This window comes from Microcella alkaliphila (assembly GCF_002355395.1).
In the GTDB taxonomy this organism is placed as follows: Bacteria; Actinomycetota; Actinomycetes; order Actinomycetales; family Microbacteriaceae; genus Microcella; species Microcella alkaliphila_A.
Genome location: NZ_AP017315.1, coordinates 2,616,130 through 2,632,103, shown reverse-complemented (window position 1 = coordinate 2,632,103; position 15,974 = coordinate 2,616,130). Strand labels below are relative to the sequence as shown.

Sequence of the window (15,974 nt, the reverse complement as noted above, 5' to 3'; positions counted from 1 at the left end):
GGGGGCTGTCGCCCAGTAGCTTCACCAGGAGGGTGAACAGAAAGGCCTATTGCTGTGAGGATTCTTGTGGCGTTTCTGCGTTGGCCGCGGTGTCGGCGCTGATTGGTGGTGGCATCGTTCCGGGCGACGAGCAGTTTGAAGGAAGCGACCTTGTGGTCGTGCAGCCCACGACTGTGACGGTGATCGGCGACTTGGGATTGGAGGCGGGGGAAACGATTCCTGTAGCCGAGTTGGTTGAGGCTGCGAGCGAGCTTGATCAGGACATCGCGGCTTCTTTGCCCCTGCTGGACGTCGGAGTCGAGCGGCTGGCCGGCTTCGGGCTGGCTGCTCATCCTGTGGCTCCTTTGGTGGGCGTTGCAGGTCAGGGTGTGGTGAGCAGTTCCACAAGTCCCGCATACAGAATCGTCTCGACGTGGCGAGATGGCAGGAATGCGCGCAATGCGGTCAGGGCGGGTAGCTCAACATGGGGTTGGGCGCATGTGCAAAAGCACAATGTGAGCATGGCGATGATCCAGAAGACGACGAAGTTTCCGCGGTTCCGGACTGTCTCGGGGACGTCCACGACGTACCGAACCCCCGCGAACACTTACGTGTGCTGGCTCACTGTCTGTCGGATAGATAAGTCCGTAATGGTTCGCGTCGTGCACGAAGACCGCATGCTTAGCGACGGTCAGCCGCGTGGAATGATCACGACGTATTGCGAGATCAGCGGGACCAAGGTTTGTCCGAACTGGGTGCGCGAGGTTGCAGGGTAGCGGGCGAGCGATGGCTGACATCAATTGGGTTCCGTTCGTGGAACGTTCCTTTGACGTAGGGCTGTTGTCGGAGTTTGAGCCGCGGAGGGTGTGGCAGGATAACGGCACCTTGTCAGCTGAGTTTCGGGGCGACGTCAGCCGTAGTCCGAGGGGTCTCTTCCGGGTGACTCTTTCGGTGCCTCGTCGAATCGGAGACGAGGTGTGGGACCGCTTTGCTACGCCTGATGACTTGGTGCCTGAGGGCAGCTACGCCAACTCGGAAGAGCGCCTGGCTGAGTGGTCGCGGATGGGGATTGAGACCCAAATCGCTCTGAAGTATTGGACGGTCGGGGCCATCCGTTTGGGCGACGAGGCCACGGCCGAACAGGCGTAGCTCTCCGGCGTGCGACGCGGCAAGCGACTGGAGGACATCGCGGACATGCCGCTTGGCTTGGCGATGTAGCGGTCCGTCGCGGTTTGCACGCGCCGGTTACGCGCGAGCGGCTCCGCTCAGCGATGTTCCGAGTCCGCAACGCGCGTGCTCGTCGGGGAGGTGACTCACTTGAGGCCTGGCATTCCGTTGCGAAGCGTGATGCGCGAAGGGTGCCGGTAATGCCTCGCTGTCTTCCGCGATGTGGCCTCTGAAGGAGCAGCGCTGTGGCGGAGGATTATCCGCGCCTCACGGGAGGATGTGTTTCGTGGTTGGTTCGCTGGGCCCCTGTTTTGCTAGCTCTATTCGAGTTTCGCAAGAAGCCCGCCACGAAAATCCCCGGTCAGCCGGGGGTTTTCTCGTTCTTGGGCGACCGCGTATGCGGCCACGTCGAACGGCTCGAGGGGCGTTGTGCCTGCCACGTACAGCGGGTGTCTCGGGTGGCCGGCCTTCGTGGTGGCGCCGAGCGACACCCATGAGGCGGCGGCCAGCGCGGGCAGCGCCACCAGTGAGCCTGTCAAGTTGTTTGTGTAAATGGGCATCGTCTGGGGTTGGTCAGAGGTAGGGGCGGATTCGGTCGGGGAACGCGATCGCGAGTTGGGCCAGGGCCTTCTTCCAGCTGGTCGTGACGGCACCCTCGATCAGCCGCGGTGGCGCTTTTCGCTCGCGTGAGGGCTTGCCGCGCTCTTTCTCCCTCTCCAGTGCGCGTTTGTCCTCGATGTTGCAGATCGCCAGCCAGAGCAGCTTCACGACCGCGGCGTCGTTGGGGAAGTGGCCGCGGTTCTTGGTGACCTTCCTCAGTTGGTAGTTCAGCGACTCGATCGCGTTGGTCGTATAGATCACTCGCCGAACCTCGGGCGGGAACGCCAAGAACGGGATGAAGCGCTCCCACGCGTTCTGAAACGCCGCGATCGTGTGCGGGTTCGCCTTGCCCAGCTCCGAGGCCGCCAACGCCGCCAACTCGGCTTTGGCGGCGTCCGCGTCGGGGGCTTGATAGATCGGCTTCAGCGCGGCGGCGACGGCTTTGCGTTGCCCGTAGGACACGAACCGCATCGCGGTGCGGATCAGGTGCACCACGCAGGTCTGCACGAGCGAGTCGGGCCAGGTCGCCTCGATCGCTTCGGGGAAGCCGGTGAGGCCGTCGCAGCACACGATCAGCACGTCACGCACGCCACGGTTGGCGAGCTCCGCGCAAACGGATGCCCAGAACTTCGCTCCCTCGGTTTGCTGCACCCAAATGCCCAGGACGTGCTTGATGCCCTCCATGTCGACGCCGACGGCGATGTGAGCGGCCTTGTTGCCGACGTGCCCGCCGTCTCGGACCTTCACCACGATCGCGTCCAAGTAGATCACCGGGTAGAACGGGCAGTTTCTAGTCATCGTTGCGAATCCTGAGGAAGAGGGATTCAGATGGTGCGTTGGGCGTGGAACAAGTCGCAAGCGGGCGTGAAGAGGCGCTATTTCGAGCTTGTCCGGCAGGGGCTGAGCGGTTCGACTGCGTCGGAAGAGGTGGGAGTGTCGTTCAGCTGCGGATCGCTGTGGTTCATCGATGCTGGCAGCGTGAAGTTCATCGACACCCCGATCAGTGAGAGGTATCTGACCCAGGACGACCGGATCGAGATCGCCGACGGGCTTGACGCTGGCGAGTCAGTGAAGCTCATTGCCGCACGTATCGGGAAGAGCTTTCAGAGCGTGTATCGGGAGATCGCTCGCAACAAGAAGCCCGATGGTCGATATCAGCCTTGGTACGCGCACGGGCAGGCGCATGTCGCGCGGCGGCGCCCGAAGCCGCATCGGTTCAGCAGCGATCCGGAGCTTCGGACGGTGGTTGCAGCCAAGCTGGGCAAGCGATGGTCACCTCAGCAGATCAGCCGCTGGCTCCGCCGCCGATGGCCTGGGCGCTTGGGATGGCATGTCTGCGCGGAGACGATCTATGAAGCCGTCTATCGGGGCCTGATCGTCGTCACCGATCAGGAGGCGCTCCGGACCGGGCGCAAGTATCGTCACAAGCGTGGCCGCGGTCGCAACCGTGAAGGAGCGATGAAGCAGTCCACCAACATGCGCTCCATTCACGACCGGCCGGCCATCGTCGAGGAGCGACTGCAGGCGGGGCATTGGGAGGGCGACCTCATCATCGGTGCGGGGCAGAGATCGGCGATCGCGACGCTTGTGGAACGCAAGAGTCGCAGCACACTCCTCGTTCCGATCCGAGGCGGGCGATCTGCGCAGATCGTCGGTGACGCCCTCATCGATGCCCTGGAGAGCCTCCCGCCGCGGCTGCGCCGCACCCTGACATGGGATCAAGGAAACGAGATGTTCCACCACGAACGGATCGAACGCGACAGCGGCGTGAAGATCTACTTCGCCGACCCCCACTCGCCCTGGCAACGCGGGACGAACGAAAACACGAATGGGTTGCTCAGGCAGTATTTTCCGAAGGGCATCGACCTGGACCAGTTCACCGATCAGCGGCTCCGAGAAGTCAGCGAGGAACTCAACAATCGACCCCGTCTAATCCTCGGCGACCGGTCACCCGCGCAACTCATGAGACGATGGATTCGACAACCGATTCGCAACGATCGGTAGAAACTGCCACGCTTCCAACGGCCTGGACTGCCACGCCAGGACCTCGTCGGAGATCTCGTCGACGATCTTCGAGATCGTCTCCCGCGAGATGTCGGTGCCGATCGTGGACGCCAGATGGTGCTCGATATCGCGCACCGTCATCCCGCCGGCGTAGAGCGAGACGATCATCTCGTCCAACCCGCCCAGACGCCGCTGACCGGTGGGCACCAGACGAGGGGTGAAGCTCCCGTTACGGTCGCGCGGGACAGCAAGCTCAACATTGCCGGCAATGGTCGCCACGGTCTTAGGAAACGACCCGTTGCGCGAGTTGTCGTGGAACGGAGCCTCCGCATCGCCCCGCTCGTAGCCGACGTGCTCAGTCAGCTCCGCCTGCAAGCCACGCTCCAGGCCGGTCTTGATCAGCTGTTGGATCAGCCCGTCCCGGCCATCGAGTTGCACCTCACCGGAATCGATCTTCGCGAACAAGTCATCAAGCACACCCGAGTCTCGAAGACGCCTCGCGCCCCCCGCCTGCTCACGCCGCCGCTGCTCGCGGGCTTCCCTGTCGATCATGGTCATCAGTGTCGTCCTTTCGTAAGAAGCCGACACCCCTTACACACACCATCTGACACCCTCACCAGTTCGCGCACGAGGCCCATCAGGTACGGACGCGACTCGACGAGAACGCCCCACGCGGCCAGCACGGTCAGCGGGCGGCCTCCAATCGCCTGCGCAATGTGGCGCAGGTTGTCTTCCGTCAGCAGAGGGTCGCGTTCGAGATGCAACCCCGCAGGGTCGGTCGAGATCTGCGGGTACACGTTCAGCATCACCCAGCTGTCATGCCCAGTCCGCTCGGCGAATCGGCTGACCCGGGTCACCGTCCGGTCGAGCCTGTTCGGCACGGCCGTGCTGGGGTTGACCCCAACGCACACGAGGGGATCCTCGCCCGCTGTGCCGAGCACGTACCGCGCGGTGCCGTCCGCAGACGTCTCCCAAATCCATTGCGTCATGTTCCGGCATCCTCCACCGCCGGTGTCCATCGTGCAACGCGCTGCTGTTTCACGTCGGGACTTTTGACCCGTGCGCACCCCCCGAACGGGTGTCAGGCTGGCACCACTCGAACCGGGAACCCGAACCCGGCCCCTCGAGCGACTAACAGGAGGCCCGGCATGTCCGGACTCACGATCCGCCCCGAACCCGCCCTCGCAGTCGCCTTGACCGGTGTTCTGCTCGGGCTCAATGAGATTCCCCGACCGCCCGAACTCGCCGTGTCATGGATCGCGATCGTCGCCGCCACCAGCGCCGTGTTCTGGACCCTCTTCGCGGTCCACGCGAGCTTCTGGTGGGCGGCGCTTCCCGCCACCGTGTTGGCGGCGGCGGGGGTCGCGTCATTGATCGATGCGATTCCGGATGCGCGGGGCGCGTGGACCCCGTTGCACCTGATCGCGCTCCTCGCGATCGGCGCCACGGCGTCGGTTGTCCGTCGCCGCTTGCGTCGCCACGCCGTCAGGCTGCCGGTTCGGGCCAGCCATCGCCACGCCGACCAGCGGCGCCAGTCGCTGCACGAGCGTGCCGCCTAGGTACTCCACTGGATACGCTGACGGTCAGGAGGCCTCCATGTCTAGCGTCGCTGTTCGCGTCACCCTCGGGATCGCGCTTGCGATCGCGGGGGTGCTTGGCCTGATCGATCTGCTCACCGACGGCGCCGACCTGCGCCTGTGGTGGATCGGCGTACAGCTCGGCGCGAGCGCCGTGTTCTGGGTCGCGTTCGCGACCGATCGCGGTTCGTGGTGGGCGGCGATTCCTGGCGCGGTGCTCGCGGCGGTCGGCGTGCGGTCGCTTCTCGAGCTGTCGACGAGCATCCTGAACTGGCGCGAATTCGTGTTCTTCGCGATCGCGAGTCTCGGATTCTGGGCGGTCGCGGCGACAGCGAGGCGCCGCTGGTGGGCGATCATTCCGGCCGGGATGCTCGTGTCGCTGGGGGCGGCGGACGTCGCCGAACGACTCCTCGGCGACCAGGCGGCCGGCGTCGCCCTCTTCGTGGGCGCGGCCCTCACCTTCGTCGTGCTCGCTCTCGCCCCGGGCGGACGCGCTCAGCGCTGGGCGTGGTTCCCCTCCATCGGGCTTGCGATCATCGCCGCGATCATCGCGCTGTCGCTCGACGGCATCGAGATTGGCGTGGCCGTCATCTGGCCGATCCTTGTGGTCGTCGGTGGCATCGCGATCGTGGTGAGCGCGCTGCGGTCGCGAAAGTAGAGCGACCCTTAGGCGATTCGCGCGGCGTTGAGCAACGCCTCGGCAGCGCGTCGGAGTCCCGTCATCTCGGTTGTCTTCATGAATTGTCCCGAGTATTCAGCCCGCGTCTTTGCGGCGAGCAATTTGCTGAGGTTACCCGCAAGGGCGGGCTCGACTCGCCTGAGCAAAGCCACCGCTTCTGAGTGATCTCCGGTCGGAGCGTACAGGCCGAGTTTCGCCGCGCACAGGACGTCAGCGGCGGCGATTCCGCTGAGGACCAGTTGTGCGGTGTACGCGTTCATGAACCCTGGATCGCCCGCGAGTGTTTCGGCCGCTTCCCAAAACTCCTCGGCCTTCGCAAGGCGTCGTCGAGCAAGCGCGCGGTCGGCGGGCCGAGTTGGGGTCATTTCTGTCCGATCTGTTGCCTGAACCAGCTATGGTCGCCGAGGAGCGGGATCGCGTCATTGATGAGCTCAGCAAGAAGCGCATCGGTGGGACCAACTTCATGTTCCGTGTACTGCACAACGCGCAGGTCATTGCCGGTCCAGGACCGTACATCGACCACGAGCTCGGCGACGTCGACATCCCACACCTCGTCCGTGGCGTGGGGTTGCACCAGGAGGAGGTCGAGATCACTCGTCGACGTCATGGTGCCACGTGCACCGGACCCGAAAAGTGCGGCGTATAGCGGTGGCGAATTCCAGTTCGCGAGTCGCCCCGTGAGCAGAGTGAGCAGCGTTTCGCGCGCCCGGGCTATCGACGTGATGGCTGGGGCGAGTATGTGATGCGGGTTGAGTCGGAAAACCGAGCGCCCTCCGACGGGCAACTCGTCCACAATGCCCTGGTTGACGAGCCGCCGGATGACGCGCCGCACGCCCTCGTCGCTGCGCGAGCCGACAAGCTCGACGACTTGGCTGATGCTCATCCAGTCGCCCCGGCGAACCAGAGCTGTGAGAACTTCCCCGTCAGCCGTTGGCGTGACGACTTCGAACGGTGACTGCAACTTCATTTGCCAACTATAGTTGGTTTATTCCAGAAATAGTTGGAATAACGGGGTGTTGCTACCACCCGGTCGCGAGCACCCGTTCGACCTGGTCGGCGAAGTAGTCGGCCGACTCGATCGTGACGCACAGCGGCGGCTTGATCTTGAACACGTTCTGGTAGTCGCCGGTCGGCTGCATGATGACGCCGAGCTCGCGCAGGCGGTCGCAGATCAGCGCGGTTTCCTCCGTCGCGGGCTCCAACGTCGACCGGTCGCGCACCAGCTCAAGACCCATGTAGAGGCCCGAGCCGTGCACGGCGCCGATGATCGGGTGCTGCTCCATGAGGGCCTCGAGACGGCGGCGCAGGTGCTGGCCCACCCGCCATGCGTTCTGCTGCAGGCCCTCGTTCTCGATCACGTCGAGCACGGCCATGCCGATCACCGACGACACGGGTGAGCCGCCGGTCGATGCGAAGAAGTAGCCGCCCGTGCGGTACTTGTCGGCGATCTCCCTCGTTGTGATGACGGCGCCGACCGGGTGCCCCGAGCCCACCGACTTCGCGACGGCGACGATGTCGGGCACGACACCCTGCTGCTCGTGGCCCCAGAACCAGCCGCCGAGCCGGCCGTAGCCGACCTGCACCTCGTCGGCGATGACGACCCCGCCGTGGCGGCGCACCGCGGCGTACACCTGCTCGAGGTAGCCGTCCGGCAGGGGGACACCGCCCGCGTTGCCGAAGTAGGGCTCGCAGATGAACCCGGCGGGGGGCCGGCCGCTCTCGGCAAGGGCGTCGATGACGGCCACCGCCTCGGGGGCGTAGCGGTGTGCATCCGCCCCCCGATGCGTGCCGCGGTACGCGTTGGCCGCGTCGACCGTGTGCACCCACTCGGGGCGGGTCTCGAGCGCGTTCGGGTTGTCGGCGATCGAGGTCGAGACGGCATCGCTCGCGAAGGTCCAGCCGTGGTACGCCTCGCGCATCGCGACGATGTCGGGGCGGCCCGTCGCGGCCATCGCGAGGCGAATGGCGAGGTCGACCGCCTCGGATCCCGAGTTCACGAAGAACACCGTGTCGAGGTGCTCGGGCAACTTCGCCGCGATGCGCTCGGCGTACTCGGTGATCGCCGCATAGTGGAACCGCGAGTTCGTGTTCAGCAGGCGCATCTGCCGGTGCGCGGCCTCGACCACCTGCGGGTGCGCGTGGCCGACCGACGTCACGTTGTTCAGCATGTCGAGGTACACCCGGCCGTCGGTGTCGACGAGGTACTCGCGCCAGCCGCGCTCAATCTGCGGCGGAGCGGAGTAGTAGTGCTCCTGCACCTCGGCGAGCACGCGCTCGCGGCGGGCGAGCACGGCGTGCGAGTCGGCGGTGGGGTCGACGGTGTCGTCGTGCGGCGTGAGGTCAGCCGCGAGGCCGAGCGCCCCGGCCGGGTCGCCCAGCACGGCCCGCCACCCCGGGGCGAGCGACGCCGTCACCATGGCGGGGGCAGGCGGCGCGCCCTGCGGGCGTCGCTGAATCAGGATGCGCGTGTGTGCGGGCAGCGTCGCGTGCGTCGCGCTTGCCCCGGCGTCCGTGGCGCTCGCCGCGTCAGTCGCTGCGAGGCCGGCCGCCACCCCCTCGCCGCTCAGCACGAGCGCCTCACCGTCGCCGTGCACGACGAGCGACTCGCCCTCGACGGTGACGTCTCCGGTGAGGACGGCCGGCTCGGCGAGCCACACGGTGACGCCCGTGGGCACGGTCGCCGGCTCGTCCGGCGTGCGCGCCGGGGCACCGGTGAGGATCGGCTGCCACGCCGGGACGTACGCGACGTCGGCGCCGGCCGCGAGGGCGGCGGCGGCCGCGTTCTCGAGAACGGACGCGTGCATCCAGGCGCCCACGTCGTTGAGCGACGAGACGGTACCCGCGTCGATGGCGCTCGGCGCGCGGAACGACGGCGACAGAATCGCGGCGCCCTGCCAGCCGGCGGCGTCGGGGGCCGTGACGGGCATCCCGAGCGCACGGCGGATGACCGCGGCCATGACGGTCGGCGGCACCGAGGAGGCGACCTCGAAGACGCGGTACTCGCGGTCGAGGGCGCCGCTTGCGTAGTCGTTGGAGGCGTCGAGCCGCACCTGCTCACGGCCGCTCAGCACCAGCACGACGCCGCGCAGGGTGACGAGCGCCCACAGCGCGTCGACCTCGTGCCCGGTCAGCGGGCGCAGCGCGTGGAAGGCGCGAATCGCCGGCAGCGTCGTCGCCGGCGTCGCGCCGTCGTGGTGCAACAGCGACGACAGGGTGGTGGCGAGCTCGCCGACCGCCCACGAGGCGGCGACGTCGCCGAAATCGATGACGGCGTCGGGTAGGCGCCCGCCGACCGGCCGCAGGATGTTGTCGTCGGTGATGTCGAAGTGCCCGGCTTGTACGGGCAGGTGCTCGGCGACAGGGGCGAGGGCGGCCAGCGCGGGATCGGTCGCCGCGGCCAGGGTCGCACGCACTTCCTCGTCGGGCTCGCGGGGCAGCAGGGTGTCGATGACGCGTTCGGCGTGTCGCAGATCCCACTGCAACACGCGCCCGGAGGCGGGGTGCCGGTAGTCGGCGAGGGCGACGCTCACGCGGCCCGACAGTTCGCCCATGCGGGCGACCACGTCGGGGCCGAGGTAGGCCGATCCGGTCAGCGTCGACCCGGCGATGTTCTCGATCACGCGGGCGTGAATGCGCCCCTCACTGGACTCCCACCAGGCCGACATCGCGCCGCGCGGCCCTTCGACCAGCTTCGGGATGCGCAGAGCGGGTTGCCGCTCAGCCACCTGCGCGGCCGCCGCATCCTGCATCGTGATCTCGGCCTCGCTGAAGGCGGGGTTGCTGAGTTTCAGCACGCCGAGCGGCGTCGACTCACCGCGGGGGAAGACGCGGAAGTTCTGGTCCTGCTGGCTGCCGAGGGGCTGCAGGTCGACGTCGAGACCAAAGTGCTGGGCGAATAGTCGCGTGACCTCGTCGGGCCCGAGGGTGGGGGTGGGTAGCTCAACCTGCGAGAAGTAGTCGAAGAGAGTGTCCGACACCCGTGGCTCCTTTGCTTGCCCCTGCCGCCAAGCTTATGCCGGGTTGCGGCGGGGGAGTCGCTCAGCGCCGCCACCCACCGTGATGACACGACCGCCGCGCGTCAGGACCGCGCCGCGAGCCACTCCCGCGCCGCCGCCACGTCGCTCATGTCGATGCCGTGCCCGCCCGCGCGGATGTGCCGCTCGACGCTCGCCCCGTGCGACTCGGCCACCCGCGCCAGGTGCTCGACGCTCGCCGTCGGCGCCATCGGGTCGGCTGCTCCATTCAGCAGCATGAGCTCAACGCTCGACGCGTCGCCGATCGGGTCGCGGTCGCCGAACGGGTACATGCCGCTGAACGCGATCACCCGCTGCAGAGCGTCCGGGTGAAGCAGGGCGGTCGCGGTGCCGATGTTCGCGCCGTTCGAGAACCCGACGGCCGTGATCGGAGCATCCTGGATGCCGTACTGCTCGCGGGCCGCCCGGATGAACGCGGCCAGTTCCTGCGCACGCGCGATTACGTCGTCCACGTCGAACACGCCCTCCGCGACCCGCGCGAACCACCGCGTCATGCCGTGCTCGCTCACCCGACCCCGCGGCGAGATCACGCCGGCCGTCGGGTCGAGGTGCTGCGCGAGGGTGGCCACCTCGGTCTCATTCCCGCCCGTGCCGTGCAGGGTCAGCAGGTAGTGCGAGGCGCCCTCCTTCGGCTCGCGCACGAGGTGCGGCCAGTCGATCAGTTGCGCGCTCATGCGGCCACCCCGGGGTTGTTCTCGTCGGGGATGCGGATTGGCGCGACGGCGTTCTCGATCGCCTCGCGCGAGGGCTCGAGCCACGGCGGCAGCTTCAGCGAGCGGCCGAGCTCCAGCAGCGGCTCGTCAATGTCGAATCCGGGGGTGTCGGTCGCGATCTCGAACAGCACGCCGCCCGGCTCGCGGAAGTAGATCGACGTGAAGTACTGGCGGTCCATGATCTGGGTGACCTGGTGGCCACGCTCGGTGAGTTCCTGGCGCCACGCCTCCTGCGTCTGCTGGTCGGGCACACGGAAGGCGATGTGGTGCACGGTGCCGCCGGCGGTCAGGCCCTGCGCGGCGAGGCCCGACGAGATCACGTCCACGAGGGTGCCCGGAGCGCCCGAACCGGCCGCGAGCCGCGTGCGGTTGCCCTCTTCCTCGACCACGCGCATCCCGAGGTCGTTGACCATGAGCTCGACCGTCTTGGTGCTGTCGCGCACGGTGAGCACGCTCGAGTGCTGGCCGCGGATGGCGTACTCGGCGGGCACGCTCGCCGAGTCCCACGGGTCGCGCGGGTCGTCAGCGTGGGTGGCGACGAGTTCGATCTGCAGCCCGTCGGGGTCGGTGACGAGCAGGCGCTCCTCGTCGGAGGAGGTGCTCGTGATGCGGCCCTCGACGCCGATCTGCGCGAAGTGTTCGGTCCACCAGCCGAGGCTGCCGGCGGGCACGCTGAACGCGGTCGAGGTCGACTGGCCGGCGCCGATGCGGCCGCCGGGGACGCCGCGCCACGGGAAGAACGTCATGAGCGAGCCGGGGCGGCCCGCCTCGTCGCCGTAGTAGAGGTGGTACGTGCCGGGGTCGTCGAAGTTCACCGTCTTCTTGACCAGTCGCAGGCCGAGCCCGATGATGTAGAAGTCGATGTTCTTCTGCGGGTCGCCGGCGATGGCGGTGACGTGGTGCAGACCTTCGGTTGTCGCGGTCATGGTGCGCTCCTCACGCTCGTTGCGGGATGCATGATATCCATGCAAACGCATAAAACGCCGGGATATTCCCGGCGGACGATCAGACGCGCGCCGTGACCGTGGATGCTCGGGGCGCGTCTGCGACGACGCGCACCACGGGGGGCACGCGCGCGAGCAGGAAGGCGAGCGTGCCGACCGTGATGAAGGCAACCACGATCATCCCGACGAAGAAGAAGACGCTCGCGTAGCCGGTGTCGGGGTTGAGGAACGGGTAGGGCACCCATCCGTCGGTGGCGCCCCGCACGAGGACGACCGTGACCCAGACGGTGGGGTAGACGAGCACCCAGCCGAGACGCTTAAGGGAGAGGCGCACGCGATCGGAGGAGAGGATCCAGTCGGCCGCGCCTGCGATCGGCGTGACGTAGTGCATGACCGTGTTGGCCCAGCCGACGGGTACGCCGCCCTCTGCTCCGAGCGGGGCGAGCAGTGTGACGTAGACGATGCCGACGATGACGATGAACGTGGTGGCGATGGCGCGCAGCAGTGTCCGGCCCGCCGATGGTCGGCGGCCCTGGAGGATGCGTGCCGCCGCCCACACCCACACGGCGGCGATGAAGAGGTTCGACTGGATGGTGAAGAAGCCGAAGAAGTTGAGGGGGTTGACGGGGCCGCGCTCGGCGGCGTCGAGGAACGTCGCGGTCACGGCGGCGACGGTGAGGCCGACGAGGGCGAGTCGGATGATCGCGACGAGCGCGCCCGCGGGCGTGGGTCGGGTGGGCGGCAACGTCGTCATCGGCGTCCTCGGGGGTGGCGCGGCTGCATCGCGCGGGATGGGGTGGGGTGGGTGGTGCGGGGGTTGTCTCATTCCATCACGCGTCGGGTCGTCTGCACAGGCTGAACCGGGCATCCGTTCAGGCTGAACGCTTAGCGTGCCCGTGTGAATCAGCCCGCCCGCGACCTGTTCGGCGCGCTGCGCCGCAAGCGTGAGCTCGTTGAGTACTGCGCCACGATCGTTGTGCAGTCGCCGGTCACGAAGCTGGATGCGCTGTCGATCGTTGCCCTCGCCGTGGATACGGCGGTGGAGAATCAGCGCACCATGCGGCCGTACGTGCCGCTCGCCGAGGGCGCGTGGGTCGAGATCGAGATTCCGAAGTTCGGGGAGCCCCCGCCCCTCGCGATCGATGTCTACTCGACGGTGAGCCACGACCACGCCGCCCTGCAGGCGCTGACGCTGATGGCGAGGCTCGAGGAGTACACGGGCTGGACGATCCGCCCCGACTTCGCGCTCTAGGTCGTCTGCCCTCCCGTCGCGCGCGTTGAAACGTGCGGATCCCCCGTGCGTTGTCGGTGAAGCGTCAGCGTCCCAGCCCCTTCCACAGACGCGGAAACCTGAACCGACTCCCCGTCCGACCCCTTCCAAAATCTCGGGAACGCGAAACGCATTTCATTCCGCGCTTCCGAAACGGCGGAGATGCGAAGGCGTCTCTGTTACGGGATGGTGATGGAGATTCGTTCTACCGCGTCTTTGGAAGGCGGTGGAGGGGGTAGGGGTTGGTCCGAGCCGAGCCGAGCCGAGCCGAGCCGAGCCGAGCCGAGCCGAGCCGAGCCGAGCCGAGCCGAGCCGAGCCGAGCCAGAACCTACGGCGTCAAACGCGTCGGCCCACGGAACAGGTACGTCGTCTCGCGGATCGACGAGAGCCCCAGCATGAGCATCAGCACGCGCGCAAGGCCCATGCCGAATCCACCGTGCGGGGGCACGCCGTAGCGGAAGAAGTCGAGGTAGAACTCCAGCTCCTCCGGCTCCAAGCCCTTCTCCCGCGCCTGCTCGATCAGCACATCGACGCGGTGCTCGCGCTGCGCGCCCGTCGAAATCTCCACTCCGTTGAACAGCAGGTCGTAGCTGTTCGTGAGCGACGCATCCCCCTCGTGACGCATGTGGTAGAACGGCCGAATCGTCGAGTCGTAGTCGGTCACGAACACAAAATCGCTGCCGTGGTTCGCCTTCACCCAGGCCGACAGGCGCCGCTCCGCCTCCGGGTCGAGGTCACCGTCGGCGCGCGGAATCTCATACCCACCCTCGGCCACGATGCGGCGCGCCGCGGCGAGCGGGATGCGCGGGAACGGCACCGACGGAACCGCAAGCGCCACCCCGAACGCCTCCTCGATCGCCGCCCCGTGCTTCGCGACAACGGCACCGAGGGCAGCAGCGAGCGCCTCCTCGTGCATCCGCATGACGTCCTCGTGCGAGGCGACCCAGCTGATCTCGGCGTCGATCGACGTGAACTCCGTGGCGTGGCGCGACGTGAACGACGGGTCGGCGCGGAACGCCGGCGCAATCTCGAACACCTTCCCGAAGCCTGCCGGCTGCGCCATCTGCTTGAAGAACTGCGGGCTCTGCGCCAGATACGCGGTGCCCTCGAAGTAGCCGAGCTCGAACAGTTCCGCCCGGCTCTCCGACGCGCTCGCCATCAGCTTCGGGGTGTGAATCTCGATGTAGTCGTTGTCGACGAAGTACGTGCGCAGCGCGTGCTCGAATGTCGTCTGCACGCGGAAAATCAGGTTCGCCTCGGGGCGACGCAGGTCGAGGAAGCGCCAGTCGAGACGCTTGTCGAGGCTCGAGTCCTCCGCGATGGGAGTCTCGGGCAGCGCCTCGCTCTCCACCGTCAGCGAGCCGATCTTCACCTCGAGCCCGCCGAGCTTCACGCGCTCGTCATGCTTCAGGTCACCCGAAACGCGCACCATCGTGCCGTGCGCAAGCCCCCCGATCGTCTCGGTCAGGGCCGCTGCCGCGCGCTCGGCGTCGCTCGCGTCCTCGCCGAGGTCGCGCGTCGCCGGGTTCACGAGCTGCACGGCACCGGTCTCGTCACGAAGGATGACGAACTGCACTTTCTTCTGGTCGCGAACCGTCTCGACCCATCCGGCGACCTCCACGGGGCCGTCAGGAAGCGGGGACAGGTGCGCGATCAGGGTGCGGGTCATAACGCCCGAGTCTATCGGCGCGAAACCGGGCTAATCCGCCCCGCCTAGACTGGTTGCATGCCCGCCGACGTCATCCATCTGGTGCGCCACGGCGAAGTTGAGAACCCGAAGCGCATCCTCTACGGCCGCCTCGAGGGCTACGGCCTCAGCGAGCTCGGCCACCGCATGGCGGAAGCGGCCGCGCGGGCGCTGGGCGGGCATCCGATCACCGCGCTGTACAGCTCGCCCCTGCAGCGCGCGCGCGAATCCGCGGCGCCGTGGACCGCCGCCTTCGGGCTCGAGCCGCACATCGACGAGCGCCTCATCGAGCCCGCCAACCGCTTCGAGGGCAAGCGCATGGACCGCGCCACGCTCTTGAACCCTATGCACTGGCCGTGGATGGTGAACCCCGCCCGCCCCAGCTGGGGCGAGGCGTTCGCCTCCATCGCGGACCGGATGCTCGCCGCCATGACCGACGCCCACCAACGCACCGAAGGTGGCGAAGTCGTCATGGTCAGCCACCAGCTGCCCATCTGGATGGCCCACCGGGCCATCTCGGGTACGCGCCTCGCGCACGACCCGCGCGCCCGCCGCTGCGCCCTGTCGAGCATCACAAGTTTTGCCTGGCGCGACGGCGCCTTCACTGAGATCGGCTATCAGGATCCCGGGGCAGAATTGGGGGAAACACCCATCGACCTCGGAGCCGTGTGACCACCAATCTCCGCACCCCCCGACACCGACGCCCGTTCCGCACCGTTGCCGCCGTGGCCGCCCTCGGCGCCCTCGTCGCGCTCGCCGGCTGCACGACAGAAGACGGCGACCGCCTCGCCACCCAGTTCCGCGAAGGCACCGGCCAGGGCTACATCTCAGGTGACGGCGCCTACACCGTCATCGCCGAAGCCGACCGCGCCGAGCCCGTCACCTTCGAGGGCGTCGTCGAGTCGGGCGAGACGATCTCGAGCAACGACCTGCTCGGCCAGGTCGTCGTCGTCAACTTCTGGTACGCCGCTTGCCCGCCGTGCCGCGTCGAAGCGCCCGACCTCGAGGCCATCTGGCAGGAGTTCGAGCCGCAGGGTGTGCAGTTCGTGGGCGTGAACATTCGCGACGGCCTCGGCACCGCCATCACCTTCGCCGAGGAGTTCGGCATCACCTACCCCTCGATCCTCGACCGCGACGACGCCGCCGTGCGGCTCGCGTTCGCCGGCCAGGTGGCTCCCAACGCAGTGCCGACGACCCTCGTCATCGATCAGGAGGGCCGCGTGGCCGCTCGCATTTCGGGGCTGCTCACCGAGCCCTCGACACTGCGGGCCATGATTCGCGACACCCTCGCCGAAGCCGAGAGCTAGGACTCGGCCGTG

The 15,974-nt window shown here is 67.5% G+C and carries 17 protein-coding genes and 2 pseudogenes; 8 read left to right on the top strand and 11 right to left on the bottom strand.

The genetic code is table 11. The features are described 5' to 3' along the window. Positions 1-32: 32 nt before the first annotated feature. Together CPY97_RS12855 and CPY97_RS12850 are read left to right on the top strand one after the other, a co-directional pair. Entirely contained in the window at positions 33-755 is a 723-nt protein-coding gene (locus CPY97_RS12855; RefSeq protein ID WP_150129276.1) for a hypothetical protein, read from the top strand. Between the two features lie 10 nt (positions 756-765). After that, complete coding sequence (locus tag CPY97_RS12850; protein ID WP_096423167.1) at positions 766-1,128, top strand: hypothetical protein; 363 nt, start codon at positions 766-768, stop codon at positions 1,126-1,128. Between the two features lie 338 nt (positions 1,129-1,466). Here CPY97_RS12850 and CPY97_RS12845 read toward each other — a convergent pair whose 3' ends face one another. Next, on the bottom strand, positions 1,467-1,685 hold the full coding sequence (locus tag CPY97_RS12845) for a hypothetical protein (RefSeq protein ID WP_150129275.1): 219 nt from the start codon (positions 1,683-1,685) through the stop codon (positions 1,467-1,469). A 34-nt stretch (positions 1,686-1,719) separates the two neighbouring features. Next, positions 1,720-2,526 (bottom strand): annotated as a pseudogene (locus tag CPY97_RS12840) (IS256 family transposase); the annotation flags it as partial. Positions 2,527-2,574: 48 nt separating this feature from the next. On the opposite strand from CPY97_RS12840, the gene CPY97_RS12835 reads away from it, so the two are divergent. After that, entirely contained in the window at positions 2,575-3,750 is a 1,176-nt protein-coding gene (locus CPY97_RS12835) for an IS30 family transposase (protein WP_096422284.1), read from the top strand. A 9-nt stretch (positions 3,751-3,759) separates the two neighbouring features. On the opposite strand, the pseudogene CPY97_RS12830 reads toward CPY97_RS12835, so the two are convergent. Together CPY97_RS12830 and CPY97_RS12825 are read right to left on the bottom strand one after the other, a co-directional pair. Further along, positions 3,760-4,302, bottom strand: a pseudogene (locus CPY97_RS12830) (transposase); the annotation flags it as partial. A gap of 5 nt (positions 4,303-4,307) precedes the next feature. After that, entirely contained in the window at positions 4,308-4,739 is a 432-nt protein-coding gene (locus CPY97_RS12825) for a DUF1643 domain-containing protein (protein ID WP_161494138.1), read from the bottom strand. A gap of 159 nt (positions 4,740-4,898) precedes the next feature. Between CPY97_RS12825 and CPY97_RS12820 the strand changes: the two genes are divergently transcribed. Together CPY97_RS12820 and CPY97_RS12815 are read left to right on the top strand one after the other, a co-directional pair. Beyond that, entirely contained in the window at positions 4,899-5,309 is a 411-nt protein-coding gene (locus CPY97_RS12820) for a hypothetical protein (protein WP_096423164.1), read from the top strand. Between the two features lie 37 nt (positions 5,310-5,346). Beyond that, positions 5,347-5,985, top strand: a complete 639-nt coding sequence (locus tag CPY97_RS12815) for a hypothetical protein (RefSeq protein ID WP_096423163.1) — start codon at positions 5,347-5,349, stop codon at positions 5,983-5,985. A gap of 8 nt (positions 5,986-5,993) precedes the next feature. On the opposite strand, the gene CPY97_RS12810 is transcribed toward CPY97_RS12815, so the two are convergent. From CPY97_RS12810 to CPY97_RS12785, 6 genes are all read right to left on the bottom strand, one after another. Beyond that, on the bottom strand, positions 5,994-6,266 hold the full coding sequence (locus tag CPY97_RS12810; protein WP_130282280.1) for a hypothetical protein: 273 nt from the start codon (positions 6,264-6,266) through the stop codon (positions 5,994-5,996). A 101-nt stretch (positions 6,267-6,367) separates the two neighbouring features. Then, positions 6,368-6,967, bottom strand: coding sequence for a nucleotidyltransferase domain-containing protein (locus CPY97_RS12805; RefSeq protein ID WP_161494137.1), 600 nt, complete (start codon positions 6,965-6,967; stop codon positions 6,368-6,370). Between the two features lie 58 nt (positions 6,968-7,025). Beyond that, entirely contained in the window at positions 7,026-9,983 is a 2,958-nt protein-coding gene (locus tag CPY97_RS12800; protein ID WP_096423160.1) for an aminotransferase, read from the bottom strand. Positions 9,984-10,084: 101 nt separating this feature from the next. Then, entirely contained in the window at positions 10,085-10,714 is a 630-nt protein-coding gene (locus CPY97_RS12795; RefSeq protein WP_096423159.1) for an alpha/beta hydrolase, read from the bottom strand. After that, positions 10,711-11,679 carry a ring-cleaving dioxygenase gene (locus CPY97_RS12790; protein WP_096423158.1) on the bottom strand — a complete coding sequence of 323 codons (969 nt, stop codon included), beginning with the start codon at positions 11,677-11,679 and terminating at the stop codon, positions 10,711-10,713. The genes CPY97_RS12795 and CPY97_RS12790 overlap by 4 nt, the downstream gene beginning before the upstream one ends. Before the next feature lie 79 nt (positions 11,680-11,758). Continuing rightward, positions 11,759-12,451, bottom strand: coding sequence for a Pr6Pr family membrane protein (locus CPY97_RS12785; protein WP_096423157.1), 693 nt, complete (start codon positions 12,449-12,451; stop codon positions 11,759-11,761). Positions 12,452-12,595: 144 nt separating this feature from the next. Between CPY97_RS12785 and CPY97_RS12780 the strand changes: the two genes are divergently transcribed. Then, a complete protein-coding gene (locus tag CPY97_RS12780) occupies positions 12,596-12,949 on the top strand; it encodes a hypothetical protein (protein ID WP_096423156.1) in 354 nt (117 codons plus the stop codon). Between the two features lie 347 nt (positions 12,950-13,296). Here CPY97_RS12780 and aspS read toward each other — a convergent pair whose 3' ends face one another. Next, positions 13,297-14,637 (bottom strand): aspartate--tRNA(Asn) ligase, encoded by a 1,341-nt coding sequence (aspS, locus tag CPY97_RS12775; protein WP_096423155.1) that lies wholly within the window; start codon positions 14,635-14,637, stop codon positions 13,297-13,299. Between the two features lie 57 nt (positions 14,638-14,694). Here aspS and CPY97_RS12770 point away from each other — a divergent pair, with 57 nt between their 5' ends. Together CPY97_RS12770 and CPY97_RS12765 are read left to right on the top strand one after the other, a co-directional pair. Beyond that, complete coding sequence (locus tag CPY97_RS12770; protein ID WP_096423154.1) at positions 14,695-15,327, top strand: histidine phosphatase family protein; 633 nt, start codon at positions 14,695-14,697, stop codon at positions 15,325-15,327. After that, on the top strand, positions 15,324-15,962 hold the full coding sequence (locus tag CPY97_RS12765; protein WP_096423153.1) for a TlpA family protein disulfide reductase: 639 nt from the start codon (positions 15,324-15,326) through the stop codon (positions 15,960-15,962). Before CPY97_RS12770 ends, CPY97_RS12765 begins: the two co-directional genes overlap by 4 nt. Positions 15,963-15,974: the final 12 nt, after the last annotated feature.

Coding starts and splice junctions, on each gene's coding strand:
- CPY97_RS12850 (WP_096423167.1), top strand. CDS start 766: ATGGCTGACATCAATTGGGTTCCGTTCGTGGAACGTTCCTTTGACGTA.
- CPY97_RS12835 (WP_096422284.1), top strand. CDS start 2,575: ATGGTGCGTTGGGCGTGGAACAAGTCGCAAGCGGGCGTGAAGAGGCGC.
- CPY97_RS12825 (WP_161494138.1), bottom strand. CDS start 4,739: ATGACGCAATGGATTTGGGAGACGTCTGCGGACGGCACCGCGCGGTAC.
- CPY97_RS12820 (WP_096423164.1), top strand. CDS start 4,899: ATGTCCGGACTCACGATCCGCCCCGAACCCGCCCTCGCAGTCGCCTTG.
- CPY97_RS12815 (WP_096423163.1), top strand. CDS start 5,347: ATGTCTAGCGTCGCTGTTCGCGTCACCCTCGGGATCGCGCTTGCGATC.
- CPY97_RS12810 (WP_130282280.1), bottom strand. CDS start 6,266: ATGAACGCGTACACCGCACAACTGGTCCTCAGCGGAATCGCCGCCGCT.
- CPY97_RS12795 (WP_096423159.1), bottom strand. CDS start 10,714: ATGAGCGCGCAACTGATCGACTGGCCGCACCTCGTGCGCGAGCCGAAG.
- CPY97_RS12790 (WP_096423158.1), bottom strand. CDS start 11,679: ATGACCGCGACAACCGAAGGTCTGCACCACGTCACCGCCATCGCCGGC.
- CPY97_RS12785 (WP_096423157.1), bottom strand. CDS start 12,451: ATGACGACGTTGCCGCCCACCCGACCCACGCCCGCGGGCGCGCTCGTC.
- aspS (WP_096423155.1), bottom strand. CDS start 14,637: ATGACCCGCACCCTGATCGCGCACCTGTCCCCGCTTCCTGACGGCCCC.
- CPY97_RS12770 (WP_096423154.1), top strand. CDS start 14,695: ATGCCCGCCGACGTCATCCATCTGGTGCGCCACGGCGAAGTTGAGAAC.